Genomic DNA, 17,562 nt, shown 5'->3' on the forward strand with positions numbered 1-17,562 from the left:
TACTTAAATAACTGGTTTCAAACCTTGAGAAGCCAAGTCAGCTTCCATCATAATTTTTACTAATTCTTTGAACTTAACTTTTGGTTCCCAACCTAACTGGCGTTTTGCTTTTTCAGGATTTCCAATCAAAAGTTCCACTTCAGTTGGTCTGTAGTATTTAGGATCAATTTTCACAAGAACTTGGCCGGACTTTTTGTCCTTACCAACTTCTTTGTCGTCCTTTCCTTCCCAAACCACTTCGTAACCAGCAATTTTATAAGACTCTTCAATGAACTCACGTACGGTATGTGTTTCATTGGTTGCCACAACATAATCGTCTGCCTTGTCTTGTTGCAACATCATCCACATCATCTGAACGTAGTCTGGAGCGTAACCCCAGTCACGTTTGGAATCTATGTTCCCCATGGTAATGAAAGGTAGTTTTCCCGCTTTGACTGCTGAAACACCAAGTGTGATTTTTCTTGTCACAAAGGTTTCCCCACGTCTAGGAGATTCATGATTGAAAAGAATTCCATTTGATGCGTGCAAATCGTACGCTTCTCTGTAATTCACCACAGCCCAGTATGCATAGAGTTTAGCCACAGCATAAGGGGAGCGGGGATAAAATGGAGTTTTTTCTGTTTGCGGAACTTCTTGGACAAGTCCGTAAAGTTCGGAAGTAGATGCTTGGTAGAAACGAGATTTGATCCCTGTTTGTTTGATGGCATCTAAAATCCGCAAAGTTCCCACCGCATCTACCTCGGCCGTATATTCAGGAACCTCGAAAGAAACCTGCACATGGGACTGAGCTGCCAAGTTATAGATTTCTGAAGGTTGGATTTTTTCTAAGATTCGGTTTAAGTTCGAGGAATCTGTCATGTCTCCGTAGTGGAGGTGGAGATTGGAGTTTCCATGTAGGTGTTCAATCCGATTGCGATTGAAAAGGCTCGTTCTGCGAACGATTCCGTGGACCTCATATCCTTTTTGTAAGAGGAGTTCTGCCAGATAGGACCCGTCTTGGCCTGTGATTCCGGTGATGAGTGCTTTTTTCATAGATTAGGGATCAGTATTTTAAATTTCTTTGGTAAGAAAAGGAAAAATGGAATAGAAAAGGCAAATATTACCAAAAAGTAGGTCTGTTTTCTTTTGCCTTTAGCTCCTTTTTCCAAACTGTGACAATTATTACAAAAATGAGAGCTATGCTAAACCCTTTTCGTAATCAATTTCGTGCCATTTTCCTCTTAAGTTTCATATCTTTTTTATCTCTGAGCATCGATGCGGAGGAAAAACCGGAAGCGAAAGTGGAAACAAGTTCCAATCCGGCAAATTCACCGAATTCCTCGTCACCCCAAACCCTTACGGCACAAACAACAACACCGGAAAACAAATCGAATTGGGAAACTGGACTTGGAAAAGGAATTCGTGCCACCTCCTCAGACGGCAAACACAACATCCAATTAAGATTTAGATCACAAGTCCAAGGAAACCAAAGTTTTCAATTAGATCCATCACAAGACACAACAAACTTTCTTGTAAGGCGAACCAGATTACAGTTAAAAGCAGGATTATTCAATGATACATGGCTTGTGAACTTACAAATGGGTTTTGCAGAGCGAGATATGGAAAGCCAAAGACGAAATACCCTGCGTGATGCGAACATTGTGTACAACCAGTATCGTGATGTAAAAATCGCTTTTGGTCAAATGAAAGTTCCCTTCAGCAGACAACGTTGGAATTCATCCAGTGCCTTACAAACGGTAGATAGGTCTTCTGTCACAGCAGAATTTAATTTAGACCGAGATGTAGGAACTTATCTTTTTTCAGAAGATCTTTTTGGCAGCAAACGTATGTTTGCTTATTACCTTGGCGTCTTCGGTGGACAAGGAAGAAACCGTGTGGAGAGACAAACCCCCGGTGTGCTTACTGTTGCCAGATTTATATTTTCTCCTTTCGGTGGAATGTCAAAATCCGGTTCTGATAATGATTGGTTATCAGAAAGTGATTTTGCAAGATACAAAGAACCAAAATTATCTCTCGGTGTTTCTGGTGCTTACAATAAAAATTCAGACAGGTCTCTTAGTACACATGGTGTTGAATATAGTTTTGCAAAATTCAATTATAGCCATGCTGCGGGGGATATTTATTTCAAATGGATGGGTTTTTCTTTTCAATATGAATGGTTATGGCGAAGAGCAAACACAGCTTATGTGGAAAAAACTGTAAATACCTCACTCTCCAGAGAATATTCTAGAAGTGGGCAAGGACACTTTGTACAATTGGGATACCTTTTTACAAATCAATATGAACTTAGTTTTCGATTTGGTGAATTTCGACCCTTGGGAGAGACAGATCCTAGTTTGAAGTATTCCCGTGAAGTGGGAGGAGCACTATCATATTACTTTGCAGAACATAATTTAAAATGGCAAACGGACTATTTCTATTACACAGGCACTCCTACGGCAGCAGAAGGAGACCACGTGGTTCGAACACAAATACAGGTATTTTATTAAAATGAATCAATTTATAAAAATCATCGTCGCAATACTTTTGTTAGCTTTAAATTTAAGTCAATGTAAAGCACAACGCGAAGATAAAATAAAGGAAACACAAAATAAGTGCCTACAAACATTGTATTTAGCTAGTTTGAATGCGGGAAAAACTGGATTTAGTGGGAATTTCCAATTTTTAGGTTCCTGTTCCGCTTCTTCTAACGATTCGCCATCTTGCACAGAACAATATGCCTTAATTAAAGAAGAAATCTCTTGTCCACTTGGATATACAAAGTTTTCGTCTAAATGTTCTATTCAAAACTTAGTGGGAGTTTGTCGTTACCAACCAAACGGAGATACAACCAAAGTCACTACAGTGGTATATGCAAAACCAAATGATACGAAAGATACTGCCATCGCCAACTGTCAAAGTTTTGGATCAGGTTCCTTATTTTCAGAAACCTATTTGAATCCAGGCGACAAATCCACTTCTCTTGATACGATTCTGACAAACGGCTATCTTTGTATTGATAAAGCGCAAAAAAACTAAAACAAACCTTCATAGACTTTGGCTTTTTTCGTGGTCAAAAGAAACGGACGACCAAAAGAATTGGTGAGTGAACCATCGGGATTGACTCCCGCCGCTTGGTAAATAGTAGCGATAAGATCTCTCACATGTAAAGCTTCTTTGGGATTTACAGGTTTGGATCCGGTTTCATCTGTTTCTCCTAATACAAAACCTTTGGTAAAGGGACCCCCTCCGAGTAAAGTCGACCAAACTTTAGGGTGGTGATCACGACCATCCCTCGATCCGACATCAGGGGTTCTGCCAAATTCGCTGGTAAGAACAAATAACGTTTGTTTAATGAGACCGGTATTGTTTAAGTCTTCTAATAAAGAAGCAATTCCCATATCTGTTTCTTTCATATTTTTTGTCACTTGTGCTTTGTTGCCTGTATGTGTGTCCCAACCTCCAATAGAGATATGAATGAAGGGAACTTCCTGTGCCGCGAGTCGTTTCGCCAGTAACATAGCCTTCCCTTGCCATGTGGTTCCGTATCTTGCTCTTGTTTTTTCATCTTCCAAACTAATGCGAAAACTATCGATGTTTTTGGAATTTCGAAACTCTTCTGCTGCCACGAGCATATTTTTCCAATGTTTGGATTCCTTTGTGGGATAGGTTTTAGAAAATTCCTCATTCATAAAAGAAACCAAATCTTTTCTTCGAAGAATTCGATCTTCTGCAAATTTTCCATAGGAAGGATTCAAATGTTGGATGGGTTCATCCACATTCCCAACATGGTAACCAGAATAATCGATTCCTAAAAATCCTGAATTTCCATTTTTCCCACCACGGCCACCAATCGTAACATAACTTGGAAAGTAGGAAGATTTGACTTTTGATTTTTTTGCATAGGCAATCACTGCACCGAAATGAGGGATGTCGGGAAAGCCCATAGCTTCTGTCATTCGATACCCTGTACCCAGTAACATTTGTGCAAACCCATGATCTCCTTCTTCACTCCATGTAGAGCGAATGATGCCAATTGAATGCAGTTGTTTGGCGGTAAGAGAAAAAGGTTCTAAGACAGATAATCCTGAAATACTAGAACTCACCTTACCAAAAGCACTGTTGGGTTTGGGATCGAGAGTGTCTACGTGACTCATTCCTCCCATCATTTCAATAAAGATGACTGACTTTACCTTAGAAGGAAGGGTGATCGACTCCTCTTCTTCCGAAGCGTGTAAACTACCAAAAGGATTGGATGAAAATAGAAAGGGACTGATCCCCAAACTAATCATTGATTTTTTAATAAATTCTTTGCGGTTCATGAGGATTCCTTAGTTAATGTGTTGGAATTCTTGGCTATTGAGTATAGCCCAGAAAATATCTTGGAGAAGGTCTTTGTCAAAAACGTTATCTGGTTTTGACAGGAGAGATTTTAGTTTTTCCTTTTCTCCCTTCGAAGGAAGCCGTCCCAGAAGCCGGTAGTAAAGATTTCCAATGACTGGATCCATGGATTTCAATTGATCAAATTCTAGTTTGACAAGAGAGTCTTTGTTTCCAAAATCCCAAACTAACTTTCCGACCACACGGCCATTCATCAGTGTTAACATTTGTTCTATGGTGAGTTCATCGATATCATCTGAAATATCCACTCGAGGGCCGGAGCCAAACACAGATAAAATCGTATGATAAGGAGCTGGTCTTTCGACCTCCACTGCGTTAGTAAATTCCTTTAGATTGTCTGTAGGAATTCGAACCGAACCTGTGCCAGTTAGGTCATAAGGTTTTTGTCCCATAAGGCTTGTAAACCAGGATAAATTTCTCTCCCTGATGTTACTGATTTTCTGTGAGTCAGAAACTCGAATGAGGGAATTGAGGAGTTGGTCACTGTCCAAACGTTTGGGAGAAAAATAACGAATCGGATCTTGGTCGGTAGCACTACTTGTAAGAGAGCGATTGTAAGCATTCGAGGTAACGATATACAATATGAGTTCTTTTAGTTTGAGATGGTTTGCAAGAAAATAGGCATCCAAATGATTGAGGATCTCTTCTCCCGTAACCACCGTATCTTCATTCCAATCATCTAAAGGAGTGAAAAAACTCCAACCCATAAGCTCTGTCCAAACGCGGTTGATGATGACCTTACGAAACCGGTCGTTGGATTTGTCAGTGAGCCAATTGGCAAAGGCCTTCCTTCGGTCCTCCCCCGGTTTTAGTTTGGCCTCTTTCCCATCTAAAAATTTGGGGCGAACCAAATCTCCACCGGGTGCATCGTCTGTATGCGGAAATCTTAAACCAAGTTTGGGTTCGTAGTATAATGTGGCGTAGGCGACTTCATGTTTTTTCTGGTAGTCTTTCCTTTGTTCGTCGGTCCATTTGTTCCAATTGTCTCGGTTCCATTCGTTATTTTTATCTTGTAAGGTCTTTTGGTCTTCCATAGGAAGATGAACTTCCAATTCACGAGGAACATAACTAAAAGACTTTCCGTACCGATTGGCTTCCCAAGTCCCATCCCGAAAGAATTGTTGGCTAAAAAATGCTGATAGCGCATAATAATCCCTTCTTGTAAAATCAGAAATATAAGGATGGTCATGGCACCTAGCACATGCTACTCGTTTTGCATAAAAAAGCCTTCCCACGTACTCTGCTGTTTGTAAAGGATCGGCTCCGTCTCGGATATAAAACATTGTGGCCGGAGATTCATTCACAGAACCACTAGAGGTCAACATCTCTTGTACGAGCGTGTCATAAGGTTTATTTTTATGAAGAGAACCTGCCACATATTGAAAGAAAGTGCCTGTGGGAATTTTACGGCCTTTGGATTTGTCTCGTAACATGGACGTGAATTTGGTTCCCCAATATTCGGCAAACTCAGGTTGTTTTAAAAAACTAACGGCAAAGGATTCTAAACTTTGGTCTTTCGAAACTGCCTCTAATTCCTTCCATTCGATCACACTGGGAATCACTCCTCTTAAGTGGAGAGACAATCGGCGTAGTGATACCTTCGTGTCCACCTTATCTATATTAGGCGATATTTTTAAATACAAATTATCTAATGGATGAACTGCATTCTGTTTTGACCGAGAAAAAACATAACCCACAGAGAGAATTAGAAAGAGAATAGACAAAATTAAATAACGAAACTTAAGAATTAGATTTAGTACCAATCGCATATTCCTAAGATTCTATGTTGGATTTTGGGATTTGAAAATATTTTTCTTGCAAAAGTCAATTTTTTGCGGATAAACCTTGGTTGCGATGGCAGAAGAAAAAATCTATGAAATGCTTTGGGACTGCGAATTCTGCGGTTCTAAAAAACTACTCGGTAAAACTCATAGGCATTGTCCCAATTGTGGAGCCACTCAAGATCCCACGCGTAGATACTTTCCCAATGATGCGGATAAGGTCGCCGTCCAGGATCATATTTACTACGGCGCGGATAAAACTTGTCCTTTCTGCCAAACTGCCAATGGGGCTAAAGCTACGTTCTGTGGTAACTGCGGTGGTTCTCTGGATGGGGCACAAAATGTAAAACTTCGTTCGGACCAAGATGGTCTCACCGAAGATTCTGTCCAAAAAGCAAAAGAAGATTTGGCTTTTGCCAATTCGGAATTCATCAAACCTCATCCCAAAACACCGAAGTGGGTTCTTTGGTTACTTGGCTCGATCGTATTTGGTGGAATTGGATTTGTTTGTCTCGGAGTTTTATGGACAGAAAAAGTAGAACTCCAAATCACCCATCATGAATGGTCTCGTAGCATTGCCATAGACCAATTCAAACCTGTTTCCGAATCCGAATGGTGTGACTCTATGCCTATGGGTGCGTACAGTGTGTCCAGAAGTCGTCAAATCAGAAGTTATAATAGTATACCCGATGGCGAAGATTGCCATACAGTTCGTTCGGATCGTGGGGACGGAACTTTTTCCGAAAGTGAAAGTTGTTCCACCAAATACAGACAAGAACCAGTCTATGATGACCATTGCAGTTACCGGATTGATAAATGGGCTTTTGATCGCAATGCAGTGGCCAAGGGATTTGGAACCACACAAGAGCCTTATTGGCCCACTCCCCAAATCCGCGAATGTGGTAACACCGCCATTGGTTGTGAAAGGTTAGGAGCGAAAACAGAAAAGTATATGGTTTATTTTACAGAGTCCAGTGGCGAAACCAAAGGGGAAAAACATGACTGTGAATTTGATATAGCCAAGTGGAAATCATTACCAGCCAAGGCACTCTACCAAACAGAAAAAAGTGTAATCTTTAACTACATCACATGCGACACCATACAAATGTTAGAAGACGCTACGACAGAGGAATAAAATGGACCAAACTTGGTTAAAAACAACATTAGAACGTTTTAAGAACGAACAAGATCCGATTCGCAAGTTCTTAAAAGAAACCAAACTTTTTGAAGAAGCCCTTGCTAACCAAGAGTTTGAAAAGACAGACCTTCTCATTCGAAAAGAACTGGGAGGAATTCTCACCTCATTCAAAGAAAGTTTTCGCAAACTAGAAGAGGGTTTTGTACAAAAAGCCCAAATTCAAAATGTCGGAAAAACCAATCCGGCAACCACACTTCTGGATCGTATCATCATGAAAGTGAACTCGGCAGGTTATGGACTCAATGGCCTAGGAACTGGTGTTAAGGCCACGCAGGAAGAAATGGAAAATTTACTGAACCACGACTTTGGAATGTTAACGAAAGTGGGAGAACTCCAAAAAGAAATTTTAGAAACTCTTCCCACATCGTTCGCCTCAAACCCCGAAGTGGCAATCGAATCCATAAACAAATTGTTTTTGGATTTTGAAACACAGTTCGAAGCAAGAAACTCAATCTTTTTAAAAAAATAGGATAAGGAAAAAGGAATATGGCACTAATAGATAGAATTAAATTTGAAGGAAGCCCCAGTGAAATCGTTTGGAAATATCCATCGGACGAAATCAGCACCGCAGGACAACTCGTAGTCGATGAAAGCCAAGAAGCCATCTTTTTTAAAGAAGGAAAGGCTTTGGATACCTTTGGGCCAGGAACTCATACTTTAAAAACAGGAAATATTCCCATCCTCGAAGCTCTCGTCAATCTTCCGTTTGGTGGAAAAACTCCCTTCACGGCAGAAGTTTATTATGTAAATAAAGCCATCTTTGCGATGAAATGGGGAACAAACACTCCCATCCCTTTGGAAGATCCAAAATACAAAATTGTTCTCAACATCCGTGCCTTTGGAGATTACAAGTTTAGAATCAAAGATTCCAAAGCCTTTTTAATCAATGTGGTCAAAGGGGGAAACCGGACAACAAACGAATCCATTGATGAATTTTTGAAACCAAACATTGTCCGTGGGATTGGTGATTTTATCTCTGAAGTCATCTTAAACAACAACACATCCGTTGTAGAAATTAATAAGTTTAGAGATGAAAGTTCCACTGCCGGAAAAGTCAAACTCGCTCCAGAATTTGAAAAGTATGGAATTGATTTAACAGAGTTTAACGTATCTTCGGTGAACTTTGACCAAAACGATCCCAACTACCAACGAATTCAAAAAATCATTACCGATAAATTTGAAATCGATATGCTCGGAGACAAATACCAACAAAAGAAAATGTTCGATATTGGACAAGCGGCCGCAGAAAACGAAGGCCAAGGTGGCGGTGCCATGGGTGCTGGGATGGGGATGGGAATGGGGATGAATATGGGCCAAATGATGGGCAATATGATGAACCAAGGCGGAGGTCAACAGCAAGGTGGTGCACCAGCAGCCAATGATCCGGCAGCTCGGATTGCGAAACTGAAAGGATTACTTGACCAGGGGCTTATCAACGCAGAGGAATTTGAAGCCAAAAAGAAAGAAATTCTTTCTTCGCTGTAAAACTTAATTAGAACTCAAAGTTCAAATTTCCATCTGACAGTAGAATATAAACTCTGTTAGATGGAAATTCAACAATCTCTGTCTTCCACCAAATCAATTTCCATACAATACAGAATCAATCCAATTTGTTTTTTGAAAGTCCTTCCCTTCCGAGGCCGATGGTATGGATCTATGATTTTCCTTAAGAAAATAATTGTTTGATCTCTGCTAAATTGGCTTCGGCTTCCTGTTCGCCCTTATCAATGATTTCTTGATAACGGGCAAAATCAAATAACTGAAATTCTTCTAAATGGAAGTGCACAAATAAATCCATTTTAGGGCGTTTGAGCCGAGTGATTTCTCTTCCTTCCAAAGTAATGGTTCTTGTCATAATTTGTAAGATGGGTGGGTATTTGAGAGTGTCCCAAATATAACGAAAGAATCCTTTTTCTGTTGTGTTTCGATCTTCAAAAAGTTTGACCGGAACAATTTCTTGCAGAGGAGACACATTGATTCCCATCACTACATCGGCACCTTTGGTACGAATGAGATTTTCAGGAACGTTGTTGATCATTCCCCCATCCACAAGTAACTTTTCCCCCAAACGATAAGGAGGAAAAGCCCCTGGCAAACTCATGGCACTGGTCAAAGCTTCGGTGATGGGACCTTGGTCAAAGATATGTTCTTTCCCCGTTTGTAAATCCACTGCAGAGGTTGCAAAAGGAAGTGGTAATTCTTCAATCCTTTGGTCACCAAATCCTTTCTTTAACATCCGTTTCATTCGTTTGCCTTTAAAAAAAGCAACGATGGGTAAGGTAGGGTCAAAAGCACTTTCCAATCCACCAAAGAAATTTTTGATCATTTCTTCAATTTCCTCTGGGGTATTTTTTCTTGCATACAAGGCAGCAATCACTGCCCCCATCGAAGCGCCAGATACAAAATCAAAATGAATTCCTTCCCGATGTAAAACCTTTAATAATCCAACGTGAGCAAGAGCTCGAGCTCCACCACCACCTAACGCCAAACCCCTAGTTTTTGCCACCAAATATCTTGCTAGAGTATCCTTTTGATAAAACGTTTTTAAAGATTGGTCTTGGGGGAGATAACTTTTACGAACTCCACTCTCCATCATACGAATGGCGCGGCCTTCAAAGTTTCGAATCCGACTTTTCCAAAACTGAATGATCTCTTCTTTTTCTTTGTAAAACTTCTCTGGTTCATCTTCCCAAAACACAATAAAGTCCGATTGAACCACAAGATAATGTAAATCCATTCTGGAAGTGGATTCATCAAAGTAGATATGAAGTAAGGGAGTTTTGTTTCTTAAATTTGTAAGATACTCGGAAATTTGGGTGGGATCCATTCCCTTAAAAGTAGAGATCGGAATGGCTGTAGAGAGTTTTTTGGTGACTTCACCATATTCATCCAAGAAGGAAGTTACTTTTTCACCAAAGTGGTATTCCGGTTCTAAGGGAACATGAACACATAATCTACGTAAGCCGATAGAATGATCTTTCGGATTATGACTGGATCTATCCAAGTTCTCTCTCATTCGAGATCCCATCATTTGAATGATATTTTGTGCAAAGATCTTTTCTTGAGATGCTAATTGTAAAAAAAGTTTTCCACTCAAAACATAAACAAGGGAATCAATCACAGCAATGGCGGAAGTAGAATGGTTGGAGCTGGAGATGAGTGAGTTCTCAGCTAATACTTGGCCGGAACCCACATATACATGGCTTTGACCAGCGACATTTTCGAGAAGGATTTCTCCATACCGAACAATGTAGATGGACTCCGAAGACTCTCCTTTGTAATAGAGAGCTTCGTGGCTTCGGATTAATTTTTCTTGGACGTTATTCGAAAGTCGCAACAAAACCGATGGGGGAAGTTTTTTGAACAAATCCACAGACTTTAAAAATTTTTGTATGGCCTGCCGTTCTAATTCAGTTCGTTTCATTTTCCCCTCACCCTATTAAATTCGTATACTTACCCACTCCTTCCTACGAAATTTTCCGACAAAAAGCACTGCCATGAGTAAAATCCAAATAAAAAACGCAGACCAGATTCCAATCGTTCCCCAAGCTAGGACTATCCCGAGTAGATAAGCCAACGGCAACATAACAAGGAAGGATACAACAAGGTAAACAAACATCACATAATACATCATCCCAGCACTACGAAGTGCAGATCCAATCACCATGTGGTAGGCATCTCCCGCTTGGATGAGGGCCACGATACAAAGTGCAGGGTAAGCTTCCTTGATGACGGCAGGCACATCTGTGAATAATCCAATGAGCCAAGGACCTGAGATGATGAAGAAAAGTCCCATACTTCCCATAACGATGGCCGAAAAAGTTGCGGAACGCATGGTTCCTTCATAAGCCAAACGCATTTTGCCCTGTCCCATGGACTGACCAAGAATGGTAGTGGCAGCAATTCCAAAAGAAAAGCCTGGCATAAATGACAAACTAAGGCATGTTAATACAACACTTGCCGATGCAAGGGTTGTTGTGCTAATCATTCCTGCAATTTTATAAAATCCAGAAAATGCAAAGTTAACAAGCGTTCCTTCGAGAGCCGGTGCAAACCCAACCATACAAAGTTCTTTAAGAATTTCAAAACTCGGTGCAAAGATTTCATACTGAAAGAATTTGATTACATCTTTGCGGAAAAAATAAAACAACACGATAAGAAGTGCCGGAACAGAAGACAAACCAGAAGCAATAGCAGCCCCTTTTACTCCCAAAGCAGGGAATCCCCAGTTTCCAAAAATCAGTAACCAATTGAAAAAGATATTGGTAACGGCAGCCAATATAGAAGAAATCATACCAGCTTGTACAATTCCAATACCATCGAAAAATCCACGTAAGGCGAACCCTACAAAAAACAGAACAGTTCCTAAAAACCGGTAAGATAAATACACACCGGCCACTTCGATTACTTGAGGGTCATCGCCGATCCATCCCATAAATTCTGGGGCATAAAGAAATCCAAAATAGGATAATAAAGATCCTAAAACTAAGGACAAATAGACGGAATTGATCAGGGTGATTCCGACCCCTCTGTCATTTTTTTCGCCAAATCGACGTGCAACGATGATTTGCACGGCCATAGATCCGCCCATAAGGAAAGCAAAAATAGAGAAATAAACCATTCCACCAAATCCCACAGCGGCAAGAGGGACCTCTCCCAATTTACCAACCATAGCGGTATCAGCAACCATGATGGCAGTATAACTAATCATTCCAAAAAAAAACAGGGATTGCTAATCCAAGAATTTTCTGATTCAATCGAGTTGGCTTCAAGATGCGTCTAATTTTGTGAAGCATAGTTTTGTCATTCTTATATGTATTGCGATCTACACAACCACCTTTATGGATGTTTACCCCCCGAAACTTTGTTTCGAATCGGCAAAAATAACCCGGAACCTCGTTGGCATTTGTATTTGGATTCCTATGAAAAAGCTTATGGTATAAAAATTCGACCTTCTACTTTTTTTGAAGATTATGCTGACATTCAAAAGTTTTCTAAACTCTATCACTTTCGAGAAAAGGCTCCCTTTTTACATTTTCAAGCAAAGTTCAATCTGATTATCGCCTTAGTAAAGTTTGATGAAAGAGAAATTACAGAAGTCACACACGATGTAGTGCTTTCCAATAGTTTGGATGATATCAGTTATGCAGAATATCGTTTGATGTTTGGAAAAGAAGAACCAAAAGAAAGTTTTTATACAAAACTTATGGCTTGTTTGGAAGGACTAACCAAAGGAGAAGAGTCTGCCAAAAAAGAAGGAAAACCCATCCAATCAAAACTTGTCATGTCATTACATAGAGATTTAAACTTTGAAAGAAATTATGATTGGATGAAAAATTGGATGGAAAAAGAATCTATGATTCGCAACGGTCTTGTGGGAATTGACTTCTGTCATATCGAAGAAGGCCATCCACCCAAAGACAAAAAAACTTTTTTCCAATCTGTCACCAAGGACAACCAAGCGGAACCAAACACTGCTTTATCGATTCTCTATCATGTTGGAGAAAGTTTTCGAGACAAAACTCCTTTCTCTGCGGTTCGTTGGGTTTTAGAGTCGGCAAAAAATGGTGCCCATAGACTGGGGCATGCCTTAGCTCTTGGGATTGATTCCGATTATTTTTTAGGGGATGAAAGAACAGAACTTGTATCCGAAGCAAAAGACCAAATCGAATGTGAATTGGAATCATATTCGGAGATCACAAGTTTTGGTCCGTACTATCCAAAAGAAGAACTCGAACTCAAACGAAAGGAATTAAAAACTAAACCAGATTCTGAAATTCTCAAAATTCATTTTGATGAAACACAGTCCCAATACTTACATACCTTCCAAAACTATGTTATGTCTAAGATCGCCAAAACGGATGTTGTGATTGAATGTTGTCCTTCTTCCAATTTGTATATTGGAATGTTAGAATCACATATTGATCATCCCATCACACGGTTTCTTCAAAACGATATCAAACTCACCATCGGTTCGGATGATCCGGGGCTATTTGGAACCACAATGCCAGAGGAGTATGGACATGCGCATACGGCAGGGGTCTCCGAAAAAGATCTAGAATCCATCCGAGAAAAGTCATTTTCCTATCGATCTACGAAACTTTCTGGTCGTGAATTGGATTGACCCTGACACAGATTAGGTAAACTGGAATGTATGCGGATTTTTTCCCAAATATTTGTGCCAATGATTGTGATCTCCTTAACTATGGGGCCACTACTTGGGCAAACCAAAGAGGGATTTTATGACACAAATAATTACGACTTAAGAAATCTTCCCAAGTCGGATCCAGAATCCAATGTTTTGCAAGATGTGACACTCCCACCCAAGTTCGAAACCCCGGTCCTTGCCACACCCAAAAATGCAAAAACCCAATACACCGGAATCGACTCCATCCCCGGTGCAGGTTCCTTACTCAATTCAAGAACCACATCCAACTCCAGTCAAAACGCAACTAATCCTTATAGTTTAACTGGTTCCCAAAATTTACCCATAAACCCACTTACGGGTGAAATTAACGAACAAGCTTTGCAAAATCAATTACAGAAAAGCAGACTTAAACAAGAGTTAAAGAAAAAACAAAAAGAAGAATTTGATGAAGATGCAGTTTATGAAGAAACTAAATTCAGAAGGGCTTATATCATTTTCTTTTTAACTTTACCATTTGCGTTGGGAGCTTCAGCGGCCGTTGTTGCTGCATTTGCTGTCGAAAAAACAATTGTGGGAAGTGCCATTATGATTACCGGTTCTACTGGTCTTTCTGGAACCAATGTATATTTGGACAGACAAAGGTTGGAAGAACACCGGGAAAAGAAAAAACAAGTAGCCGAAGTTTACCCTTGAAGTTCAAACGATTCTTCGTTTTTCTCCATCGCATTTCCCTTTATCTACAAGTACAACGATTCGAAATGCGAAAGTTCTATATGGAACAACTTCGTTTTGTAGGTCGGGCGTTTTATATTCTATTCGGATTTTTATCGGTCGCCATTTTAATTTTAGATTTTGGATTTTATTATCCAGAAGAATGGAAACCCTATGTTACTATTTCCATTCGATCACTGGTTACATTTTTTATTTTATACGAATCCATTCATTTAATCTTCACAAACAAAAGATGGAGAGAGTATATATCTCTACACAAAATAGAACTTATCATTTTGTGTATGTTAGGTTTAGAATTCATTTATGAAAAGAATATAGTTGCCATCTTAAAATCCTATCATATCTCAGGGGATGACACCACACTTATCTTTTTATCAGCAAACCAAGTTTTATTTCTCTTTTCCAATTTGGCACATTTTTTCCGTCTTTCCAGAAATCATGATTCTAAAAAATTAAGCCCTTCGATTGTATTTGTATCTTCTTTTGCATTCATCATTTTAATTGGAGTTTGTTTTTTACATTTTCCAAAGTCTACGAACGGAACCGTCAATTCCATTGATATCATTTTTACAACCATCAGTGCCACTTGTGTAACGGGGCTTTCCACTGTAGATCTGACAAGCCAGTTTACGCTAACAGGCCAACTGATGGTTTTACTTCTCATCCAGGTGGGAGGACTCGGACTTATGACATTAACAAGTTTTTTTTCCATCTTCCTTGCAGGCAAAGTTTCTGTGAGTGATACGATGATGATTAAAGACCTTCTCTCCGAAGAAACTATGGGTCGTGCCAAAGAGATTTTAAAACAAATTACACTCCAAACATTGGTGATTGAACTATTAGGTGCTGTATTATTGTTTTATAGTTTTCCTGACAACTTCCCAATTGCTTTGTCAGAAAAAATTTACTATTCCATCTTTCATTCCATTTCTGCTTTCTGTAATGCTGGTTTCAGTTTGTTACCAAATGGACTGGCAACAGAAGCGTTCAAACATTCCGAAGGTTTTTTATCTGTGATTATGTTCCTCATTGTCCTCGGAGGCCTGGGTTTTCCTGTTTTATTTCAAATCCGAAGGCGTCTTTCCAATCCTTTTGATTATAAATTCCGATGGTCCGTCACATCCAAATTAGTATTCTGGACAACCGGCTTTCTTTTGTTATTCGGCTGGATTTCCTATTATTTTTTAGAAGGTAACTCTAGTTTAAAAGGTTTAACCACCACAGAACAAATCTTTCATTCTTTGTTTTATTCCGTAACTACAAGAACGGCTGGATTTAATACCTTAGAATTGAGTCAGATGGGTTTGCCAATCACCTTCATCTCATTTTTTCTGATGTGGGTCGGAGCCTCCCCAGTTTCCACAGGGGGAGGGATAAAAACTACTACCTTTGCCATATCATTACTCAATATCACTAATCAAATTCGCGGAAAAGAAAGGATGGAAATTGACCACCGAACTATTGCTAATTCTTCCATTGCAAGAGCCAGCGCAACTATTGTATTATCTTTGTTTGTGATATTTTCTGCCATCTTCTGTTTGTTGCTCACCGAAAATGCAAACTTTATCGATTTGTGTTATGAAGTTGTTTCCGCTTTTGGCACGGTCGGTTTGACACGTAGTCTCACACCACATTTAAGTGATTACGGTAAAATTATTATTTGTATTGTTATGTTTGTAGGAAGGGTTGGAATTTTAACACTACTTGTAGCCCTTTCTAAAAAAGTAGATCATATCTCTTACGAATATCCCAAAGAATATGTGGTTGTAGGTTAATCGTTATGCAAAGAAAAAAAATAGCAGTCATTGGAATTGGTAGTTTTGGAAAGTTGTTTGTTCAATATTTATTTGAAGATGGCCACGAAGTCATTGCGATTGATAAAGATCCGGTGATCATCGATTCGATTAAAGAGTCTGTAACCGTGGCAGTTGCTTTAGATGCCACAGACGAACATGCCTTACTTTCACAAGGGATTGCCGATGTGGATTACGCAGTGATTGCCTTAGCAGATGATTTTGAAACTTCTATTATTTGTGCCGATAGTTTAAAAAAATGCGGTGTCAAAACTATTTACGCTCGGTACCAAACTCCATTACAAATGAAGGTTTTGGAACTGCTCGGAATCAAAGATCTTTTTAACCCAGAAGAACGTGCCGCTAGAAGTATGGCCGAAACCTTATCCTTTTCTGGTATGCGCTCCAGTTTTTTACTTTCTGATGATTATAGTGTGGTGGAAGTCACAGTTCCAAAACGTTATATCAACAAAACCATTGCAGAAGCTGACTTACGCCACAAATACAATATCAATGTAATTACGATCAAACGACCATTCACAAATAAAGAAGCTAAAAGAGCCTCCGACGCCAAAGGAGAAAAGATTTTAGGAATCCCACATGGAAACACAGTACTACGCGAAGAAGATGTGGTTGTTTTATTTGGATCGCAAACAGATATCACTAAATTTTTGGAAACGTAAATCATGGGACCGGAAAGAATCATCTGTCTCACCGAAGAACCTACCGAGATGCTCTATCTGTTAGGTGAAGAAAAGCGCATCGTAGGAATTTCAGTTTATACAGAACGGCCACCAAAAGCGAAGGAAGAAAAAACAAAAGTTTCTGCCTTTATCAGCGGAAATCTTAAAAAAATTACATCTCTCGAACCAGACCTTGTCATTGGTTTTTCCGACATCCAATCGCAACTCGCAAAAGACCTCATTGAACGAGGGTTAAATGTTCTTATCTTCAACCAAAGGTCTATAACCGAGATCCTATCTAATATGCAAATGCTTGGAAACCTTGTGGGTCAGGCAGATAAAGCCAAAATCCTAATCGATGGATGGCAAAGAGACATCTCCAGGTGGAAACTCGAAGCAGAAAACCAAACCTACAAACCCAAAGTCTTTTTCCAAGAGTGGGATGAACCCATCATCACAGGAATCCAATGGGTGAGCGAAGCCATAGAACTTGCCGGCGGAGAGGATTGTTTTTCCCACTTAAAAGACAGAAAACTAGCCAAAGATAGAATCATCACGGCAGAAGATGTAAGAGATTCCAACCCAGACATCTACGTAGGTTCTTGGTGTGGGAAAGCCATGGACTGGGACTGGGTACGAAACAAATCGGAATGGCAAGAAGTGAGCGCCCTAAAGAAAAACAAAATCTTTGAGATGGACCCAAGCATTATATTACAACCAGGACCGGCTTTATTTTTAGAAGGGATTCCCAAACTGAAAGAGATCTTTTCCTCCTTCTAATTCCCGACTTTGTCATGCCCCTGTAATCTATTTGTAACAAGGATCATCTAGATTTGAAACATATCAA

Annotated in this window: 15 protein-coding genes; 10 read left to right on the top strand and 5 right to left on the bottom strand. The window is 39.7% G+C overall.

All coding sequences use genetic code 11. From position 1 onward, the window contains the following. Positions 1 to 3: 3 nt before the first annotated feature. Positions 4 to 1,032, bottom strand: a complete 1,029-nt coding sequence (gene gmd / locus LEP1GSC195_RS13450; RefSeq protein WP_015681103.1) for a GDP-mannose 4,6-dehydratase — start codon at positions 1,030 to 1,032, stop codon at positions 4 to 6. A gap of 146 nt (positions 1,033 to 1,178) precedes the next feature. On the opposite strand from gmd, the gene LEP1GSC195_RS13455 reads away from it, so the two are divergent. Continuing rightward, positions 1,179 to 2,489 carry a porin gene (locus LEP1GSC195_RS13455; RefSeq protein WP_015681895.1) on the top strand — a complete coding sequence of 437 codons (1,311 nt, stop codon included), beginning with the start codon at positions 1,179 to 1,181 and terminating at the stop codon, positions 2,487 to 2,489. A 1-nt stretch (position 2,490) separates the two neighbouring features. After that, positions 2,491 to 3,018: a hypothetical protein gene (locus tag LEP1GSC195_RS13460; protein ID WP_015680867.1), complete on the top strand. Its 528-nt coding sequence runs from the start codon at positions 2,491 to 2,493 to the stop codon at positions 3,016 to 3,018. On the opposite strand, the gene LEP1GSC195_RS13465 is transcribed toward LEP1GSC195_RS13460, so the two are convergent. Beyond that, positions 3,015 to 4,301, bottom strand: coding sequence for a DUF1501 domain-containing protein (locus tag LEP1GSC195_RS13465; protein WP_015682388.1), 1,287 nt, complete (start codon positions 4,299 to 4,301; stop codon positions 3,015 to 3,017). The two genes, LEP1GSC195_RS13460 and LEP1GSC195_RS13465, sit on opposite strands and share 4 nt — an antisense overlap. Before the next feature lie 9 nt (positions 4,302 to 4,310). Next, complete coding sequence (locus LEP1GSC195_RS13470) at positions 4,311 to 6,149, bottom strand: DUF1553 domain-containing protein (protein WP_040506740.1); 1,839 nt, start codon at positions 6,147 to 6,149, stop codon at positions 4,311 to 4,313. Between the two features lie 76 nt (positions 6,150 to 6,225). Between LEP1GSC195_RS13470 and LEP1GSC195_RS13475 the strand changes: the two genes are divergently transcribed. From LEP1GSC195_RS13475 to LEP1GSC195_RS13485, 3 genes are read left to right on the top strand one after another with little or no spacing between them, the layout of a single operon-like run. After that, positions 6,226 to 7,296, top strand: coding sequence for a zinc ribbon domain-containing protein (locus LEP1GSC195_RS13475; protein ID WP_015682286.1), 1,071 nt, complete (start codon positions 6,226 to 6,228; stop codon positions 7,294 to 7,296). 1 nt (position 7,297) lies between these two features. Further along, the gene (locus LEP1GSC195_RS13480) at positions 7,298 to 7,828 is read left to right on the top strand and encodes an LIMLP_15305 family protein (RefSeq protein WP_015682806.1); all 531 of its coding nucleotides are present in this window, start codon (positions 7,298 to 7,300) and stop codon (positions 7,826 to 7,828) included. Between the two features lie 17 nt (positions 7,829 to 7,845). After that, the gene (locus LEP1GSC195_RS13485; RefSeq protein ID WP_015681637.1) at positions 7,846 to 8,844 is read left to right on the top strand and encodes an SPFH domain-containing protein; all 999 of its coding nucleotides are present in this window, start codon (positions 7,846 to 7,848) and stop codon (positions 8,842 to 8,844) included. A gap of 181 nt (positions 8,845 to 9,025) precedes the next feature. Here the strand turns inward: LEP1GSC195_RS13485 and LEP1GSC195_RS13490 are convergent, their stop codons facing one another. Together LEP1GSC195_RS13490 and LEP1GSC195_RS13495 are read right to left on the bottom strand one after the other, a co-directional pair. Continuing rightward, positions 9,026 to 10,783: a patatin-like phospholipase family protein gene (locus tag LEP1GSC195_RS13490; protein WP_015680957.1), complete on the bottom strand. Its 1,758-nt coding sequence runs from the start codon at positions 10,781 to 10,783 to the stop codon at positions 9,026 to 9,028. Positions 10,784 to 10,798: 15 nt separating this feature from the next. Next, positions 10,799 to 12,070 (bottom strand): MATE family efflux transporter, encoded by a 1,272-nt coding sequence (locus LEP1GSC195_RS13495; RefSeq protein ID WP_051122366.1) that lies wholly within the window; start codon positions 12,068 to 12,070, stop codon positions 10,799 to 10,801. 102 nt (positions 12,071 to 12,172) lie between these two features. Here LEP1GSC195_RS13495 and LEP1GSC195_RS13500 point away from each other — a divergent pair, with 102 nt between their 5' ends. From LEP1GSC195_RS13500 to LEP1GSC195_RS13520, 5 genes are read left to right on the top strand one after another with little or no spacing between them, the layout of a single operon-like run. Continuing rightward, the gene (locus tag LEP1GSC195_RS13500) at positions 12,173 to 13,483 is read left to right on the top strand and encodes an amidohydrolase family protein (RefSeq protein WP_040506741.1); all 1,311 of its coding nucleotides are present in this window, start codon (positions 12,173 to 12,175) and stop codon (positions 13,481 to 13,483) included. Positions 13,484 to 13,513: 30 nt separating this feature from the next. Next, entirely contained in the window at positions 13,514 to 14,200 is a 687-nt protein-coding gene (locus tag LEP1GSC195_RS13505; RefSeq protein ID WP_015681093.1) for a hypothetical protein, read from the top strand. Continuing rightward, positions 14,197 to 16,014 carry a TrkH family potassium uptake protein gene (locus LEP1GSC195_RS13510; protein ID WP_040506743.1) on the top strand — a complete coding sequence of 606 codons (1,818 nt, stop codon included), beginning with the start codon at positions 14,197 to 14,199 and terminating at the stop codon, positions 16,012 to 16,014. The genes LEP1GSC195_RS13505 and LEP1GSC195_RS13510 overlap by 4 nt, the downstream gene beginning before the upstream one ends. A gap of 5 nt (positions 16,015 to 16,019) precedes the next feature. Continuing rightward, complete coding sequence (locus tag LEP1GSC195_RS13515) at positions 16,020 to 16,715, top strand: potassium channel family protein (protein ID WP_015682579.1); 696 nt, start codon at positions 16,020 to 16,022, stop codon at positions 16,713 to 16,715. Beyond that, positions 16,716 to 17,495, top strand: a complete 780-nt coding sequence (locus tag LEP1GSC195_RS13520) for a cobalamin-binding protein (RefSeq protein WP_198012801.1) — start codon at positions 16,716 to 16,718, stop codon at positions 17,493 to 17,495. It begins immediately after the preceding gene. Positions 17,496 to 17,562: the final 67 nt, after the last annotated feature.

Origin of the sequence: Leptospira wolbachii serovar Codice str. CDC (assembly GCF_000332515.2) — a bacterium.
GTDB lineage: Bacteria > Spirochaetota > Leptospiria > Leptospirales > Leptospiraceae > Leptospira_A > Leptospira_A wolbachii.